The organism is Pseudomonas putida (assembly GCA_029953615.1).
Taxonomy (GTDB): domain Bacteria; phylum Pseudomonadota; class Gammaproteobacteria; order Pseudomonadales; family Pseudomonadaceae; genus Aquipseudomonas.
This window is the reverse complement of the sequence record CP124529.1, coordinates 5,590,106-5,606,659: the sequence shown is the minus strand read 5'-3', so window position 1 is coordinate 5,606,659 and position 16,554 is coordinate 5,590,106. Positions and strand designations below refer to the sequence as shown.

General features: G+C 63.9%; 15 protein-coding genes and 2 pseudogenes. 6 read left to right on the top strand and 11 right to left on the bottom strand.

Translation table 11 applies throughout. The features are described 5' to 3' along the window. The first annotated feature begins 3 nt into the window (after positions 1–3). The 6 genes and pseudogenes from QIY50_25785 to ureG all read left to right on the top strand — a co-directional run bounded on the left by QIY50_25785 (position 4) and on the right by ureG (position 4,407). A complete protein-coding gene (locus QIY50_25785; GenBank protein WGV20611.1) occupies positions 4–321 on the top strand; it encodes an urease subunit beta in 318 nt (105 codons plus the stop codon). Further along, entirely contained in the window at positions 318–2,021 is a 1,704-nt protein-coding gene (gene ureC, locus QIY50_25780; GenBank protein ID WGV20610.1) for an urease subunit alpha, read from the top strand. Before QIY50_25785 ends, ureC begins: the two co-directional genes overlap by 4 nt. A gap of 9 nt (positions 2,022–2,030) precedes the next feature. Further along, on the top strand, positions 2,031–2,534 hold the full coding sequence (gene ureE, locus QIY50_25775) for an urease accessory protein UreE (protein ID WGV20609.1): 504 nt from the start codon (positions 2,031–2,033) through the stop codon (positions 2,532–2,534). A 17-nt stretch (positions 2,535–2,551) separates the two neighbouring features. After that, positions 2,552–3,098, top strand: a pseudogene (locus QIY50_25770) (HupE/UreJ family protein). Further along, complete coding sequence (locus QIY50_25765; protein ID WGV20608.1) at positions 3,098–3,772, top strand: urease accessory UreF family protein; 675 nt, start codon at positions 3,098–3,100, stop codon at positions 3,770–3,772. The pseudogene QIY50_25770 and the gene QIY50_25765 overlap by 1 nt, the downstream one beginning before the upstream one ends. Before the next feature lie 11 nt (positions 3,773–3,783). Next, positions 3,784–4,407 (top strand): urease accessory protein UreG, encoded by a 624-nt coding sequence (ureG, locus tag QIY50_25760; GenBank protein WGV20607.1) that lies wholly within the window; start codon positions 3,784–3,786, stop codon positions 4,405–4,407. Positions 4,408–4,527: 120 nt separating this feature from the next. Here ureG and QIY50_25755 read toward each other — a convergent pair. The 11 genes and pseudogenes from QIY50_25755 to mcpP form a co-directional block, all read right to left on the bottom strand. Beyond that, a pseudogene (locus QIY50_25755) lies at positions 4,528–5,257 on the bottom strand (thioredoxin family protein). A gap of 94 nt (positions 5,258–5,351) precedes the next feature. Beyond that, positions 5,352–7,553, bottom strand: a complete 2,202-nt coding sequence (locus QIY50_25750; protein WGV20606.1) for an LTA synthase family protein — start codon at positions 7,551–7,553, stop codon at positions 5,352–5,354. 135 nt (positions 7,554–7,688) lie between these two features. Then, positions 7,689–8,969, bottom strand: coding sequence for a hypothetical protein (locus tag QIY50_25745; protein WGV20605.1), 1,281 nt, complete (start codon positions 8,967–8,969; stop codon positions 7,689–7,691). Between the two features lie 46 nt (positions 8,970–9,015). Beyond that, positions 9,016–9,768 carry a hypothetical protein gene (locus tag QIY50_25740; GenBank protein WGV20604.1) on the bottom strand — a complete coding sequence of 251 codons (753 nt, stop codon included), beginning with the start codon at positions 9,766–9,768 and terminating at the stop codon, positions 9,016–9,018. Between the two features lie 46 nt (positions 9,769–9,814). After that, positions 9,815–10,495: a C39 family peptidase gene (locus QIY50_25735; protein WGV20603.1), complete on the bottom strand. Its 681-nt coding sequence runs from the start codon at positions 10,493–10,495 to the stop codon at positions 9,815–9,817. 62 nt (positions 10,496–10,557) lie between these two features. Further along, positions 10,558–12,009 carry a heme utilization protein gene (locus QIY50_25730; protein ID WGV20602.1) on the bottom strand — a complete coding sequence of 484 codons (1,452 nt, stop codon included), beginning with the start codon at positions 12,007–12,009 and terminating at the stop codon, positions 10,558–10,560. A gap of 48 nt (positions 12,010–12,057) precedes the next feature. Further along, a complete protein-coding gene (locus QIY50_25725) occupies positions 12,058–12,636 on the bottom strand; it encodes an adhesin (GenBank protein ID WGV20601.1) in 579 nt (192 codons plus the stop codon). A gap of 1 nt (position 12,637) precedes the next feature. Next, positions 12,638–13,072: a hypothetical protein gene (locus tag QIY50_25720; GenBank protein ID WGV20600.1), complete on the bottom strand. Its 435-nt coding sequence runs from the start codon at positions 13,070–13,072 to the stop codon at positions 12,638–12,640. 299 nt (positions 13,073–13,371) lie between these two features. After that, positions 13,372–13,941, bottom strand: coding sequence for an AAA family ATPase (locus QIY50_25715; GenBank protein WGV20599.1), 570 nt, complete (start codon positions 13,939–13,941; stop codon positions 13,372–13,374). Beyond that, positions 13,938–14,504, bottom strand: coding sequence for a nicotinamide riboside transporter PnuC (gene pnuC, locus QIY50_25710; protein WGV20598.1), 567 nt, complete (start codon positions 14,502–14,504; stop codon positions 13,938–13,940). Before pnuC ends, QIY50_25715 begins: the two co-directional genes overlap by 4 nt. A 188-nt stretch (positions 14,505–14,692) precedes the next feature. Next, positions 14,693–16,327 (bottom strand): methyl-accepting chemotaxis protein McpP, encoded by a 1,635-nt coding sequence (mcpP, locus tag QIY50_25705; GenBank protein ID WGV20597.1) that lies wholly within the window; start codon positions 16,325–16,327, stop codon positions 14,693–14,695. Positions 16,328–16,554 lie beyond the last annotated feature (227 nt).

Below are 16,554 nucleotides of genomic sequence, written 5' to 3'. Positions count from 1 at the left end.
CGCATGATCCCAGGTGAAATCCAGGTCGCCGCCGGCGACATCGAGCTGAACAGCGGCCGCGCAACGGTCAGCGTCAGCGTGGCCAACCATGGTGACCGGCCGGTGCAGGTTGGCTCGCACTACCACTTCTACGAAGTCAACGAGGCGCTGGTATTCGAGCGCGCACCGACCCTGGGCTTTCGCCTGGACATCCCCGCGGGTACCGCCGTGCGGTTCGAGCCCGGCCAGGCGCGTACCGTGCAACTGGTGGCCTACGCCGGCAAGCGTGAGGTCCATGGCTTTCAGGGCAAGGTGATGGGCGCGCTGGAGGGTAGGGCATGAGCCGTATTTCCCGCCAGGCCTATGCCGACATGTTCGGCCCCACCGTGGGCGACCGCGTACGCCTGGCCGACACCGCGCTGTGGGTCGAGGTGGAGCAGGATTTCACCATTTATGGCGAAGAGGTGAAGTTCGGTGGCGGCAAGGTCATCCGCGATGGCATGGGCCAGGGCCAGATGCTGGCCGCCGAAGCCATGGACCTGGTCCTGACCAATGCCCTGATCATCGACCACTGGGGCATCGTCAAGGCCGATATCGGCATCAAGCACGGGCGTATCGCGGTGATCGGCAAGGCTGGCAACCCCGATGTGCAGCCGGGCGTGAACGTGCCGGTGGGCCCCGGCACCGAAGTGATCGCAGCCGAGGGCAAGATCGTCACCGCCGGTGGCGTCGACTCGCACATTCATTTCATCTGCCCGCAGCAGGTGGACGAGGCGCTGAACAGTGGTGTCACCACCTTCATCGGCGGCGGCACCGGGCCGGCCACCGGTACCAACGCCACTACCTGCACGCCCGGCCCCTGGTACCTGGCGCGCATGCTCCAGGCCGCAGACAGCCTGCCGATCAACATCGGCTTGTTGGGCAAGGGCAACGCCTCGCGGCCGGAAGCACTGCGCGAGCAGATCGCGGCCGGCGCCGTGGGCCTCAAACTGCACGAAGACTGGGGCTCGACACCGGCGGCCATCGACTGCTGCCTGGGTGTGGCCGAGGAAATGGACATCCAGGTGGCGATCCACACCGATACCCTCAACGAGTCCGGCTGCATCGAAGACACCCTGGCGGCCATCGGCGACCGCACCATTCACACCTTCCACACCGAGGGCGCCGGTGGTGGCCACGCCCCGGACATCATCCGTGCGGCGGGGCAGGCCAATGTGTTGCCGTCCTCGACCAACCCGACCCTGCCGTACACGGTCAACACCGTGGACGAGCACCTGGACATGCTCATGGTCTGCCACCACCTGGACCCGAGCATCGCCGAAGACGTGGCCTTTGCCGAGTCGCGCATCCGCCGCGAAACCATTGCCGCCGAGGACATCCTCCACGACATGGGCGCCTTTGCCATGACCTCGTCCGACTCCCAGGCCATGGGCCGGGTTGGCGAGGTGGTACTGCGTACCTGGCAGGTCGCCCACCAGATGAAGCTGCGCCGCGGGCCACTGGCGCCGGACACCAGCTACAGCGACAACTTCCGGGTCAAACGCTACATCGCCAAGTACACCATCAACCCGGCACTGACCCACGGCATCGGCCACGAAGTGGGTTCGCTGGAAGTCGGCAAGCTGGCTGACCTGGTGCTGTGGGCGCCGGCGTTCTTTGCGGTCAAGCCGGCCCTGGTGATCAAGGGCGGGATGATTGTCACCGCGCCCATGGGCGACATCAATGGCTCCATCCCTACGCCGCAGCCGGTGCATTACCGCCCGATGTTCGGCGCCCTGGGCGCGGCGCGGCATGCCACGCGCATGACCTTCCTGCCCCAGGCGGCGATGGACCGCGGCCTGGCCGAGGAACTGAACCTGCGCAGCCTGATCGGCGTGGCCCACGGCTGCCGCCGGGTACGCAAGCCCGACATGGTCCACAACACCCTGCAGCCGCTGATCGAGGTCGATGCGCAGACCTACCAGGTGCGTGCCGACGGCGAACTGCTGGTCTGCGAGCCGGCCCGCGAACTGCCGCTGGCCCAGCGTTACTTCCTGTTCTGAGGAGCCCCGATGATTGTCTTGACCCGCCGTATCACCGACCCCGGCACACTGGGTGAAACCGGTACTGTCACCCTGGACGTGGACAGCCGCATCAAGAGCCGCCTGCGACTGACCCTGGATGATGGCCGCGAGGCCGGGCTTATGCTCGAGCGCGGCCACCTGCTGCGCGGCGGCGAACTGCTGGCCGATGCCGAGGGCACCCAGCTGATCCGTGTGCTGGCGGCGCCCGAGGCGGTGTCCACGGTGCGCTGCGCCGACTCGCACTTGCTGGCCCGCGCGGCCTATCACCTGGGCAACCGCCACGTGCCGCTGCAAATCGAGCCCGGCCTGTTGCGCTTCCAGCACGACCATGTGCTGGACGACATGTTGCGTGGTCTGGGCCTGACGGTAGAAGCCGAACAGGCGCCTTTCGAGCCTGAAGCGGGCGCCTACCAAAGCGCGCCGCACAGCCATAGCCACAGCCATGCACACGGCCACGATCATCCGTTCGTGCGCTTGCCTGCCCATTCCTGAACTGCCTGGAGCAACCAATGAAAAAGACTTTCGCCCTGTTTCTGCTGATGCTGGCGCTGCCAGCCTTCGCCCACCCCGGGCACGACGCCAACCCGCTGCAGGACGGCCTGCTGCACCCGCTGACTGGCGCTTGACCACCTGCTGATGCTGCTGGGTACCGGTGTGCTCGCCGCGTTGACCCGGCGCAGCCTGACGCTACCCCTGGCAACCCTGGCGGCAATGTTCGGTGGCGCGGTGTGCGGCCACCTGTTTGGCGATGTGCTGGGCATGGAAACCCTGATTGCCGTGTCGCTGCTGGTAGCTGCCGGGGCCGTGCTGCTGCCCAGCCGCCAGCTGCTGCTGGCCATGGCCATGCCGGTGTTCGCCCTGTTCCATGGCTGGGCCCATGGCGTGGAAGCCACACCCAGCGCGTTCTGGCAGTTCAGCGCCGGCTTCGTCGCGGTCAGCGGCTTGTTGCTGGCGGCCGGCTTCGCGGTCGGTTGTTTGCTGCGCAGGCATAGCGGCCTGCAGAAGGCCTTTGGCGGTGGCCTGCTGGCCGGCGCCGCGCTGGTACTGGCCGGTTGATGGACAGCGACCTGGCGCTGCTGCGCCTGCTGCAACTGGCCAGCCCTGGCTTGCCGGTGGGGGGCTTCACCTACTCGCAAGGCCTGGAATGGGCGGTCGAGACCGGCTGGGTACGGGGCGCGGATGGTTTCGCTGCCTGGCAGCGGGAGCAGATCGACGACACCCTGGCCTGCCTCGACTGGCCGGTGCTGGCGCGCCTGTACCACGCCTGCCAGGCCGAGGACGCCGAGGCCTTCGGCCATTGGAGCCGTTTTCTGCTGGCCAACCGCGAAACCGCCGAGTTGCGTCTGGAAGAACAGCAGCGCGGTGCGGCGCTGGCACGGCTTCTGGACGGCTGGCAACTGGGCCAGGCGCCGGCCTGGCGGGCCAGCCTCGAACTCACCCAGCTCGGCGGTATGGCCTGGCTGGCTGCGCACTGGGCGATCCCACTGCGCCAGTTGGCCCTTGGCCATGGTTTTGCCTGGCTGGAGGGTGCAGTAATGGCCGGGGTCAAGCTGGTGCCGTTCGGCCAGCAGGCTGCCCAGACGTTGCTGCGTGACCTGGGGGCAGGGCTGCCCGCCGCCTTCGACCAGGCACTGGCTTTGGGCGATGACCAGCTAGGCGGCGGCTTGCCGTTGCTGGCCATTGCCTCATCGTGTCACGAAACCCAATACACCCGTTTGTTCCGTTCCTGAGGACTGCCTGCATGCAAAGCTATCAACAACCCCTGCGCGTCGGTGTCGGCGGCCCGGTCGGCTCCGGCAAGACGGCGCTGCTCGAAGCCTTGTGCAAGGCCATGCGTGATCACTACCAGATCGCGGTGGTCACCAACGACATCTATACCAAGGAAGACCAGCGCATCCTTACCGAAGCCGGGGCCCTGGAGCCGGAGCGCATCGTCGGCGTGGAAACCGGCGGTTGTCCGCACACGGCGATACGTGAAGACGCCTCGATGAACCTGGCGGCGGTCGAAGCGCTGGCGCGCAAGTTTGGCAACCTCGAGGTGATCTTCGTCGAAAGCGGCGGCGATAACCTGAGTGCCACGTTCAGCCCGGAGCTGGCCGACCTGACCATCTACGTGATCGACGTGGCCGAAGGCGAGAAGATCCCGCGCAAGGGTGGGCCAGGGATAACCAAGTCGGATTTCCTGGTGATCAACAAGACCGACCTGGCGCCCTATGTGGGCGCTTCGCTGGAAGTGATGGAACGCGATACCCAGCGCATGCGCCCACAGCGGCCATGGACCTTCAGCAACCTGAAGAAGGGCGAGGGGCTGCAGGCGGTGATCGACTTCATCGTCGAGCGCGGGATGCTGGGTGTGCGTGGCTGACATATCGCGTCCCCAGTGGGAGCGGGCGCGCCCGCGAAACAGGCGACGCAGTGCCTGGCACCGGCTTTGCCGGTGTTCGCGGGCATGCCCGCTCCCACAAGGGATAGGTGTTGCCTCACGTTATTTGTGGCAGCAGTCAGGCTTGTTCGGCTGCCCTTCATAACGGTCATGGTGCCGCACCCAGTCCATGGTCCCACCCTCGTTGCGCCCCAGTGGCGCAATGTCGAGGAAGTTGTAGGTGTTGACCAGGATATCCAGGCCACGGGCATAGGTGGAATAGGTGTGGTAAACGCTGCCATCCGGATCACGGTAGAACGCACTCAGCCCGGGAAGCTCGCTTTCATTACCCTCATAGGGCTCATAGTTGTACTGCCGCTGGCCCTCGCTGCCAACGCTGACGCCAAAGTCCTCATTGAACCCGCTGCCATGTGACGAATACCAGGGGAACTGCCAGCCCATGCGCTGGCGGAAGGCCTGGAACTCGGCATAGGGCGCCCGCGACACCGCCACCAGCGACACGTCGTGATGTGCCAGGTGCAGGTTGGCGCCGTCGAAGTGGTCGGCCAGGAACGAGCAACCGGGGCAGCCTTCGCTCCAGCCCTCGGCAAACATGAAATGGTAGACCAGCAACTGGCTGCGGCCGGCGAACAGCTCGGCCAGGTCCCTTTTGCCGTCTGGCCCGTAGAAGCGGTAGCCGTGCTCGACCTTGACCCAGGGCAGGGCGCGACGGGCTGCGGCCAGCGCGTCGCGGTGGTGTGGTAAAGGCCTTTTCGTGCAGCCACAGCTGCCGGCGGGCCGCCAGCCACTGGCTGCGGGAAACCACCGGGTGCCTGCTTTCGCTCGTGCTCATGGTGCTGTCTCCACATTGGGGATTCACACCCTAGTCGAGCACGGGCGGGTTGAATCGACAGGCCGCGGTGACCGGGCGATGAGCGGTACTGCGCTCAGCCCGAATGGGCGATATGCCCCTCTGGCAGTTCATCCTCCGCCTCATCTTCCCCAGGCAGCGCGGTGATCACGCTGAAATCGCTGATTTCCACCTTGCCACCGCCATAGCCCAGCAAATGGAAGGAAAACGCCTTTCGCGCGGTCGGGTTGTCGAAGCTGAACTCCATCTCGAGGGGCTCGTCGGCGGTGACTTTCACTTCATCAGGCAGGCCCAGCGGTACGTCCTGCTCCGACTGCTTGGCCTTGAGCTGGATGTAGGCTGCGCGCCGAGGGTCCAGAGAGCGTACCTTGACCCGCACGCGGGTATGCGAGCCCTCGGGCATCTCCAGGTACTGGGCGCCGATCAGGTTGTCGGCCCAGTCATCGTGAATGCGCTTGCGCAAGCGGATCGGCGATGGGCCGCCGAACTGGTAACGCAGGTTCAGCGGTGTTTGCAGCAGGGACTGGTCAAGCACCCCGGCGAGGGCGCCGATCTGCTGGCCGAGCAGGCTGTCACCGGGGCCCAGGTAGCGTGCCTGGTCGGCGATGAAGCCCTCGCTGGCGTAACGCCGGCAGCGCTGCTGGAAGTCGCATTCGGTGAACACTCCCCGGCCGTCGTGATAGCGCAGCATGCCGTTGGTGTAGGAGATCATCTCGCGACCGCTGTCGTAGTCGCGGTACAGCGAACGGCCCCCGAGCGCTATCGGGATGGGCAGGGCGAAGTAATCAAGCAGGGAGGTGGCCAGGTCGATATGGCCGTAGGTGCCGTGCTTGATCTTTGGCAACTGCGCCTGCTCCGGCGCCAGGGTGAGGTTGAAGCCCCAGGACGAGGCCAGGCGCACCCCGTCGATGCCGTGGGATTCGTCGGAGGTCACCACCACCAGCGTGTCCTTGAGTACGCCCTGGCGTTCGAGGTTGTCGAGGAATGCCCCGAGCGCGTCGTCCAGGTAGGCGACTGCCGCCTGTTTCGGCGTGTCGTAGCGCTCCAGGTATTCGGCCGGTGCCGAGTACGGTTGGTGAGTGCCCACGGTGAGCAGCGTCAGCATCCAGGGTTTGTCCTGCTTCTGCAGTTGGCCGACGTAGTCCAGCGCGCCTTCGAAGAAGGCCCGGTCATCCTTGCCCCAGGGGAAGTCCAGGTAGTTCTTGTTGCGGAACCACTCCTGACCGTGCACCGCGTCGAAGCCGATGTGCGGCATGATGCGGTCCTTGGCCATGAAACGCAGGCCGGCGCCCTGCAGGTAGTGGGTGGTGAAGCCGGCCTGGCGCAACTGCGCCGGCAGGCAGGCCTGGTTGCGCTCGTTCTGGGTCAGCAGCTCCATGCCCTTGGGCGTGCCGTTGGCCAGCTTGTCGTAGTCACCGCACAACATGGCATACAGGCCACGGATGGTCTGGTGGGTATGCAACACGTAGTCCGGGGTGTTCATGCCGCGCTCGGCCCACTGGCTGAGCCTGGGCATCAGCTCTTCGTCGAAGCGGCTGTGCAGGGCCTGGCGGTTGGGCCGCAGGTAGGCCCCGGGGATGCCTTCAACGGTGATGACCAGCAGGTTGCGGGCGTTGCCTGGCCCGGCGAGCAGGCGCTGGCCATGCAGGTCGGACTGGGTCAGGCCGGTGCTGGGCAGGGGAGTGAAGGTTTTCGTCCGGCCCATCCAGCCTTCGACCTGGCGCTGCAGGTTACCGGCCCCGGCCGACAGCAACTGGTGGGTGAGATTGTATTGCCGCCATTGGTCGGCGTCGGAAGGTAGCAGTTGCTGGCTGCCCCAATGGGCGCCAAACAGCAGCAGCGGAATGGCCCAGGCCTTGCGTGGCAGCGGCTGGCTGCGTTGGGTACGGCTGCGCCAGGCGATGGCCAGCCAGGCCAGCAGGCCGACGCCCATGGTCCAGGGTAGCCAGGCATGGGCCAGGCCGCCACCGGTCGAGTTTTCCATGAACTGCGGGTCGAGCAGGTACGTCAGGTCGGCGCTGGTGGGCAAACGGCCGACCGCGCTCACCAGTTCGGCCGAAGCCACCCAGAGGGCCGCCCAGGCCAGCAATACGGGCAGCGCCAGCCACCACGGCCGACGGTGCAGCAGCAAGACCAGCAGGCTGCCGAGGGCGAGGTCGGACAGGTAACCGAGCGGGTTGGACCAACCCAGTATGGCGCGCGTACCCAGTGGGATCACCAGTACCAGGGCCGTCAGGGCGACAAGCCGGATACGTGGGTGGTCTGACAGGTTCTTCACAAAAACATCCCTTTTGCCATTAAATCGTCATGCAACTGTGCTTGATGATAACAGGCCAGGGCGGGCACGGCGTTGCGGGACAAGGCTGGTAACCAAAAGCCGGGCCCGTTCGCACGGGCCCGCCGGGGGCAAGTCTCAGAAGTAGTAGGGGAATTTCAGGCTGAAGGAAAAGTCTGGTGCGTCATCGGTCAGACCAATGGCCAGGTTGGGCACGATGGTCAGGTTGTCGGTGGCGGCGAAGGTCATGCCGATGTTGAAGTTGGCTGCGTTGTAGTCGCTGTTGGAGATCGACTGCCAGTCGCCGCCATCGGGCTTTATCTTGCTCTTGCGGGCGAACTGGTCGGACACCGAGAACGACATGCTCATCTTTTCGTTCAGGGCAAAGGCGATGCCGCCGCCGATCTGCCAGGAGTCGCCCAGCTTCACGTCACCCGGCACCTTGCTGTTGACCTGTGGGCTGATGTCGCTGAACGAGTCTTCCATGTTGTAGGTGTAGGACAGGCTGCCGAACAGCACAGCCGGGTCGAAGGTCTTGACCAGCGAGATGCCCGGGGTGATCGACCAGACGCCGTTGCCGGTCGGCAGGCTTTCCGGCACCGACAGGTTGTCGTTACCCTCGACCTGGCGCAGTTTGATGCCATAGGGGTCTTTGCCGGTCGGCGCCTTGATGCGCAGGGTAGCGACGGCGTCAGGCCAGGTCTCGTCTTCGTCGAGGAACTTGTAGGCGACGCCGACGTTGACGTCACCGATTTCCGGGTCGCGGGTCACGGTCTGGTCCGAGGTGCTTGCCCCGGCGCCTCCCGCACCGCCGGAAGAGTAGGTGGATTCGCGGTACACCACCGGGACGTTGATGTCGAACTGCCAACGCTGAGCGAGGTTGTAGCGGGCAGTCATGTCCAGGGTCCAGTTGTCTGCCTTGACCCGGTCAAGGTTGATACTGCCGAGGAAGATCGAGTCCAGCGCCAGGAAGCCGTTGAGCACCAGCGCGCGGGTATCGTAGTGGGTATAGGTGACCCCGGTCTCGAAGCTGAACTTGCCACCGCCGAAGAAGCCGCTGGCCTCGTCATACAGGTTGGATACGCTCTGTGCCGGTTCGGCGTCGGCGGTCAGCGCCTGGCCATAGGAGCTGCCGGTGGTGCCCGGTGCGCCCGATGCCACCGTCTGTGCGCCCTTGACCCCTTCGGCCGGGGACCTGACCAGGCGTTTGGGCGGCGGCGCTGCCGGGGTTTCCTCGACCTGGCGGACGCGCTGCTCCAGCACCATCAGCGCTTGCTGTTGGGCTTCGTAGCGACGTTTCAGCTCCATCAGTTCCTGCTTGAGAGCCTCGACCTGTGGGTCGGATGCAGCGTAGAGCAATGTGGCCGGGGCCAAGGTGGTCAAACACACAAAAGCTTTGAGCGATAAAGATCGGTGCATGGAAGTGCCGTCCCTGCCGACTACTTTTGATGAGACTGAGCGTAGATCAGTATCCGGATGTACGAAGACCTTTGAGCTGATCAAGGCTACCGTTCAGCGACGCGGCTGTTGGCACGCTTTCACGCATCACTACATTGAGCGTGGTGACGTTGTTCACCCGGTTGCCGTTGCCCAGCAGCGTCGAGTTCTGCATCAGGCCACCCTGCGCCAGACGCTGCACGCTGCTGCCCTGGTTGTTACTGGCATTGATATTGAACTGCACCCCTACGCCGCTGGCGGACACACTCAGCGCACCTGCGCCGTTTGCGCCCGTCAGCGTCTGGCCGTTGGCCAGCGCTTGGCCCTGTGGCTGCGCGGTGGGCGCCTGGTTGGCCTTGGAGACATTGATGGCGACATTGTTGTAGGCGGTGTTATCGTCGCCAGCTGCGCGTACCACCTGGGTAACACCCTCTGTAGTGTTGAGGCCGGCACCGCCCGTGACGGTGCCGGTACCTGGTGCGGTGGTTCCAGCTGACGTTGTGCCAGTGCCGCTTTCGTCGATCAATGACACATAGAATTGCGGTTTGATGGTCGACTGCTGAATCTGCATCGTGCTCGTGGCACCGATAACGTCCCCTTTGGCATTCTGCCAGGTGCTGGACATGACAATACCGAAACTCACGATCCGCCCCGGCATCACATAGCGGCCACGCAGGGCCGCCAGCTCATGGTCCTTCAGCTCGATCGGCTTGAACGTTTCGGCATGGGTGGGAAGGCTGACGGCCAGGCATGCGATCGCGAGCCAGAATGGGTTCTTCATTGGGGTGCTCCCCGGAGCCTCGTGCTCCTTGTCGTTGCAAGAGTCGTTAGAAGAAGTCGCTTTTGATGAAACCGAAGTCCAACAGCTCTGCATCCTGCACCGGGGTGAAGTTGTTCACCCGGCCCTTGGCGGTCAGCGGCAGGGGCGGGTCGAGCAGGATGTTGTTCTTGTCGTAGCCTTGGCCGATGACGGCGAAGATGATGCCGTTCCAGCCCTTGAGAAAATCATCGACCTTGTAGCGCTTGTGGCCGAGTACCGGGTCACCGATATACACCCAACCCTTGTCGACCTTCTGCATGACCACGAAGTGCTTGTAGCCGCGCACGTCCATCAGCACCACGACCGGAATGCGCACGCTGTGCAGGGTCTCGGCTGCCACCCGGTAGCCGCGGGCACGCATCCCCAGGCTTTCCACGTAGCGTTTCATGTCGAGCATCGAGAAGCCTTGTGTGCGCACCAGGTCCTGGTCGGCGTGGGCCAGCATGCCTTCGATGATCTGTTGCTCGTCCACGTCCAGCCAGTAGGCCTGGCGCAGGATGGTTGCCAGCGCGGCGGCGCCGCAGCTGAAGTCGGTTTTCTGTTGCACCAGGTCGGCGAACTTGCGCTCGCGTACGCTCTGGATGGGCTTGAACACCACGGCGCCGCCCGGCAGGACGGACAGCGGCATTTGTGCAGCTTCGCTCACGCTGGCCAGGCACAGCAAAAACGCCAGGGCAATGATGCGCATGATCGGATGCCTTCCGGTTCTGTTGAAGAAAGGCCCCCCGAAGGGGGCCTCAAGCACAGCGATCAGAACGAGGTGTTGGAGATGGCCAGCGAGTTGCTCTGCTGGTTGCCCACACCGGCTGCCACGTTCACGCCCAGGTTGCCGCTGCCACCGTTCACCGAGCCGCTAAGGGTTGCAGTGTTGGTCACGGGGTTGGCCCAGCCGGTCGGGGTCAGCACTTGGAAGGACACGGTATTGCTCAAGTCGTAGGCACTGCTTTCGCTGTAGCTCTTCGACACGTCGTTCGACGATTGAGACGATTTCTCGCCAGACTTTTCAAACGCCGATTCCGATGCATTGGCATAGGACGACTCGTGAGCCTTCTCATACGAGGAGTCGCGAGACTTCTCGTAGCTCGATTGGCGAGCCTTGTCGTACGACGAGTCGAATGCCTTCTCGAACGACTTGTCGTAAGAGCTTTCCCGCGAGTGGTCGACATCTACATTGAGCGAGGCATTGAGCGAGGCATCGAAGCTGTCGGTGCGAGTACGCTCGCGACGGCCGTCATCGGTGGTCATGGTACGGGTCGCATCTGCAGCAGCGGCCAAGGAGGCACTCAGGCTGGCACTGCTGGACGAACTGGCGCTACCGGCCATCGAACCACTGGCATTCCAGCTGTTGGAGCCGCTGGCAGTGGAACTGTGCGAACCGCTGGCGTTCATGCTACTCGAACCGCTGGAGTTCCAGCCACTGGAGCCACTGGAACTGGCACTTTGCGAGCCGGCCACGCTGAAGCTCGAGGACGAACTGCGGTCGTCGGTCGAATTGAACGTGCCCTCACGCGAGCTGGAACCGCTCTTGGTGGTGGTGATGGTCAGCGTGTCCACCCGGTAGGTGCGGTCGGCGCCGTTGTTCACCGTCAGGCCTGGGCCGTTCTGGTCGGCAGAGGCGGTGGCAGTGGCATTGCCCAGCGGGGCACCGGTGTTGGCGATGGCCATGGTGTTCTTCTGCTGGTTCAGGTCGCCGCCAGCGATGTTGATGCCGACGTTACCCTCCGCACCATCGGCCGAGCCAGTCATGACTGCCGAGTTCTGGGTGGACCAGTTGTCGACACGGTTGTTGTTGCTGAACTGGCGAACGTCAGCGGTGGCTTCGGCGGTGCCGAACACGAAGCTGTTGTCCAGGCTGGACTCGGACGATGCATTGGCAATGGCCGCAGCATTGTCCTGCTGGTTGCCGTTACCGGCTGCCACGTTGACACCCACGTTGCCGCTTGCACCCGTGGCCGAGCTGCTCATTTCGGCTTCGTTGATGGTGCCTTGGTTGGTGATGGTATTGCCCGTGCTGCGTTGGCTGTCCATGGCGTTGGCTGTGGCATACACAGGGATCCGGGTGGGAGGAGGGGTGTGATGCCCGTTATTGTGGTGACCATTGTGGTGCCCGCCACGCCGGTCGTTCTGATCAGCTTGTACAGCAACAGCCATGACCGCAGCAATTGCGAAAACCAGAGGCTTGATTGCCATCGAGGGTTTCATGGTGATTCTCCGTACTTTTAGGTTAAGTGTCGTTCTTGACTGGATGGGTCAATCCGCGACCCGGATGCTCAAGGTGTTGGCCATTCGGTTTCCCACCCCGGCACTCTGGTTCAACTGAATCACTCCACGGCTACCGGTGAAGGCCTGGTCACTGGTGGTGACCTGGCGATGGCCAGTTGAAGTGTCAATCGGACCGGAGTTGTTGAGCAGCGCCACGTTCTGTTGCATGAGGACGCTGTCGTCGATGCTTTGCGGCTGGGCACCGATACTGATGCTCAGTGCGTTCGCTTGCTGGGTGTTGGCGCCGGCGCTCTGGTTGACCCCCAGGGCGCCGCTACCGTTGCTGAAGGCATCGCCCTGTATGGTCGAGCGCGCGTCCATCGCGGAAGTTGCGGGGGCATTCAGCCGTTGGCGGATCTGTGTGGTGGCGCCAGCCTCGGGCCCTGCAGCGAAGGCGCGCGCGTTGGCCTGTTGCTGTTGGTCGCCGGCTGCCTGGTTGACCGACAGGTTGCCCTGGTAACGGCTACCCGAGCTGTCGATGTCGGCGTTGTTGATCACGGGGACCGGGGATTGCGCGAAGGCCGATGTACTGCACAGCGTGACCAGGATCAGCAGCGTGTGCTTCATCTCACTTGCCTCCGGTCAGGATCTGCAGCGGCGCCAGGCCGCGCTGCACACTCGAGTTGACCATGTTCGAGATGCCATTTCCCGAGCCCGTACCGCGTCCACCGGCCAGGTTGGGCAGTTGGGACTGGTTATTGAGGTTGCCGCCCAGGTTGTTGGTCTGCTGGGTAATCAGGGTGCTGATGCCCGCACCGCTGCTGATGTTGGCGAAGTCGCCATCACTCAGTTCGTTGGTTTGCTTGAGGATGTGAGCGGAAGGATTGGCATTGACGGTGGTGGGGTTGGGGTCGGGTCTTAAAGGCGGGACCACGGCGTTGCGTGTCTGCACATCACGGGTTATCACGATGATGCCGTTGTCGGCCTGGGCCGTGAAGCTCAACGAGCCCAGCACATAGCTCATCAGCAACAGGTGATAAAGGCGTTTGTCAGTTTTCCTCACGACGGCAACTCCTTCAATGAGCGCTGGCCTTGTTCAGCGATGCGAACGAGGGAGCAGAAGGTGTGCCGCTTTTGAAAAGTATTTGCAGATCAAAAGCTTAAGACAAGGACCATGAAAAACTGCGGCGTATTTTGTCTCAGGGTTGAAACAGGCAGCCGCGAGCGATGCAGGCGAAGCCTGTGTCGGTGCGGATTGGAAGGGTTTTTTGCAGGGGTGTTTCAGCGCCTTGACAGTCTCTTCGATGCCGAAGAAAACCTTCTGTTCTCAGGGGGGTTGCCGCCCACGGGTGTGTCAGTGGGTTAACACTCGGTGGGGCAGGATGGCGCATCGCTACCAATGAGCTTAGCCACTGTTTGCAGTGCCAGCAACTGGCGTTGTGGCCAATTGCCCTCAATTATTTTGTACGCTTGGTCATGCCGTTGCAGCCAGTGCAGGCTGTCGTCGAAAAAGCGCTGGCGGTCGCGCAGTTCGGGCTGGCTGCGCTGGCCATCGGCAACCCACTCCACGCCTTGTGGGCTCAGCAGAAGGTGCAGGTGATAATGCCGCGCCAACAGCGCCTGTTCCAGCCAGGCCGGGCAGTCGTCGAACAGGGCGCGGCTCCAGAGCATGTTGCTGAGCAGGTGGGTGTCGAGAATCAGCAGCGGCGGTGCCTGCTCGCGGGCATGGTCTTCCCAGGCCAGCTGGCCGCGGGCGATGGTGGGGATATCGGCATAGCAGGTGTCGCGGCCTTCCTGGTCGATGAAGTGGCGCACGTATTCGGCTACTACCACGCCGCCGAAATGCGCCTGGATCACACCGCTGAGCCAGCTCTTGCCGCTGGACTCCGGGCCGCACAGTACCAGTACTTTCATGGCCTGTGCCGCGCTCATGGTTGCACCAACGCCGGGTCCCGGCGCCATTCCAGCCAGCCGCGCACGGCAATCAGGGTGAGTACGGCGAAGAAGCCTGCGGTGAAGTACAGCTGCTGGTGCAGGTACTGGCCCACGTAGACGATATCCACTACCACCCACAGTGGCCAGCACTGCAGGCGCTTCTGCGCCATCCACAGTTGTGCCACCAGGCTGAAGCCGGTCAGGGTGGCGTCCAGCCAAGGCAGGGCGGCATCGGTCCAGGTGGCCATGGCCGCGCCCAGGGCGGCGCTCAGCAGCACCCCGACGGCCAGGCCGGTGAACAATGCCGGGCGCTGCAGGCGTGAGACCAGGCGGGCGTCCGCAGCGTGGCCTGGGCGCTTCCATTGCCACCAGCCATAAACCTGCAGGATGGCGTAGGCCAGTTGCAGCAGCATGCCCGAGTACAGCTTCACCTCGTAGAACAGCCAGCCATAGATCAGCACCATGACCAGGCCGATCGGCCAGCACCAGGCATTCTGCTTGACCGTTAGCCAGACAGCGGTGACGCCGAGGACGGCGGCGATGAGTTCAAGGCCGGACATCGGCGATCCTTGGAGACTACGGGAAGGGCGCGATTGTAGCGGGTCGGCCGGGGAAGGTGTAGGCATGGCACGAACGGATTTACATGCCCGTTGTGGGAGCGGGCATGCCCGCGAACACCGGCGAAGCCGGTGCCATACCGCGCGTCGCCTGCTTCGCGGGGCATGCCCGCTCCCACAGGGGCTTGGTCTTATACGCGGAACTGCCGCAACAGCTGCTCCAGCTCTTCGCTCAACCGCCCCAGCGCCGCCCCGGCATCGCTGGATTGGCGCGCCGCATCGGCGGTCTGCTGGGACAACCCCGCAGTATCCAGCACGTTGCGGTTGATCTCCTCGACCACATGCGACTGCTGCAAGGTGGCACTTGCAATGGATGCATTCAACGCTGTGAGGTTGTTCAGCGCCTGGTTGATGGCATCCAGGCTGGCACCGGCCTCGCGGGCCTGCTCGACAGTCTGGCGCGAGGCCTCGCTGCTGGTGTCGATGGCTTTCACCGCAGCGTCCGACTGGCTTTGCAGGTGCTCGATCATGGTATGGATTTCGGCCGTCGACTGCGCCGTGCGCTGGGCAAGCAGGCGCACCTCGTCGGCGACCACGGCAAAGCCACGGCCTTGCTCGCCGGCCCGCGCCGCCTCGATGGCTGCGTTCAGCGCCAGCAGGTTGGTCTGTTCGGCGATGGAGCGGATCACGTCCAGTACACCACCGATGCGCGTGCTGTGCCCGGCCAGGTCGCGAATCACCTGCACCGCCTGGTCGATGGTCAGCGACAGCCGGTCGATCTGCGCCAGGCTGCCGTGAATGGCCTCCTGACCGTGTGCCACCTGCTGTTGCGCGGTGCGCATTTCCCCGGCGGCCTGCTCGGCGGTCTTGGCCACGTCCTGCACGGCGTAGGTCACTTCGTTAACCGCGGTGGCCACCTGGTCCATCTGCAGCGATTGCTGGGCGCTGTGCTGTTGCGCGGTACCGGCATTGTCGCCGACATGCCCGGCGGACTCGGCCAGGGCGTGCGCCGCGCCTTGCAACTGGCCGATCACGCCTTGCAGCTTGCCGTTGAAGCGGTTGAAATGTTCGCCCAGGTGGGTGATTTCGTCACGGCCGTGGGTATCCAGGCGCCGGGTCAGGTCGCTTTCGCCGCTGGCGATGTTGCCCATGGCCTGCACCGCTTCCTGCAACGGGCGGGCGATGCTGCGGGCAATCAGCATGACCACGAGCGCCATCAGCAGGGCAATGGCCACGCCCACCAGTGAGGCGTCGCGCAACTGGCGGGCGAATTCGGCCTGCACGTCGTCGACGTACACGCCCGAGCCAATGATCCAGCCCCACGGCTTGAACAGCTGGATGTAGGAAGTCTTGGCCACCGGCTCGCTGGCACCGGGCTTGGGCCAGCGGTAGTTGACCGCCCCGGCATCCTGCTGTCGGGCCAGGGCGACCATCTCGTTGAACACGGCAAAGCCGTCGGGGTCGCGGATGGCCGACAGGTCCTGGCCATCGAGCTTGGGGTTGGCCGGATGCATGATCATCTTCGGCCCCAGGTCGTTGATCCAGAAGTAGTCGTCGTGGTCGTAGCGCAGCGTGCGTACCACTTGCAGCGCCTGTTGCTGGGCGGCTTCGCGGCTGAGCGTGCCAGCTGCCTCCAGGCCTTGGTAATAGGCCAGCACACCGGCTGCGGTCTGCACCACGTGGCGGGTCTTTTCCGCTTTGGCCTGGTACAGGTCACCGTGGATCTGGCGCAGCATCAGCAGGCCCAAGACCACCAGCATGGCCACCGCCACCAAAAGGATCAACCACAGGCGGCGGCTGATAGACATCGATCTCAGGGTTTTCATACCACAGCTCCCGCATTGTTCTTTTTATATAGCCGCATCCAAGCATGCTTTGCGCCAGGCCCCCACTCGACTAATGGCTAAGTGCTATATGTCCAATAGTCTGCAGCAGGTTGTACAAGGCGTTTGCAAAGGTGCTCTGCTAGGATTTCGGCCGCGCAAGATGAAACCTTTAGGCGGCGTGAACTTTTCTACTGGCATTGCGCCCAACAGTCGCTGTAAAACAGCCG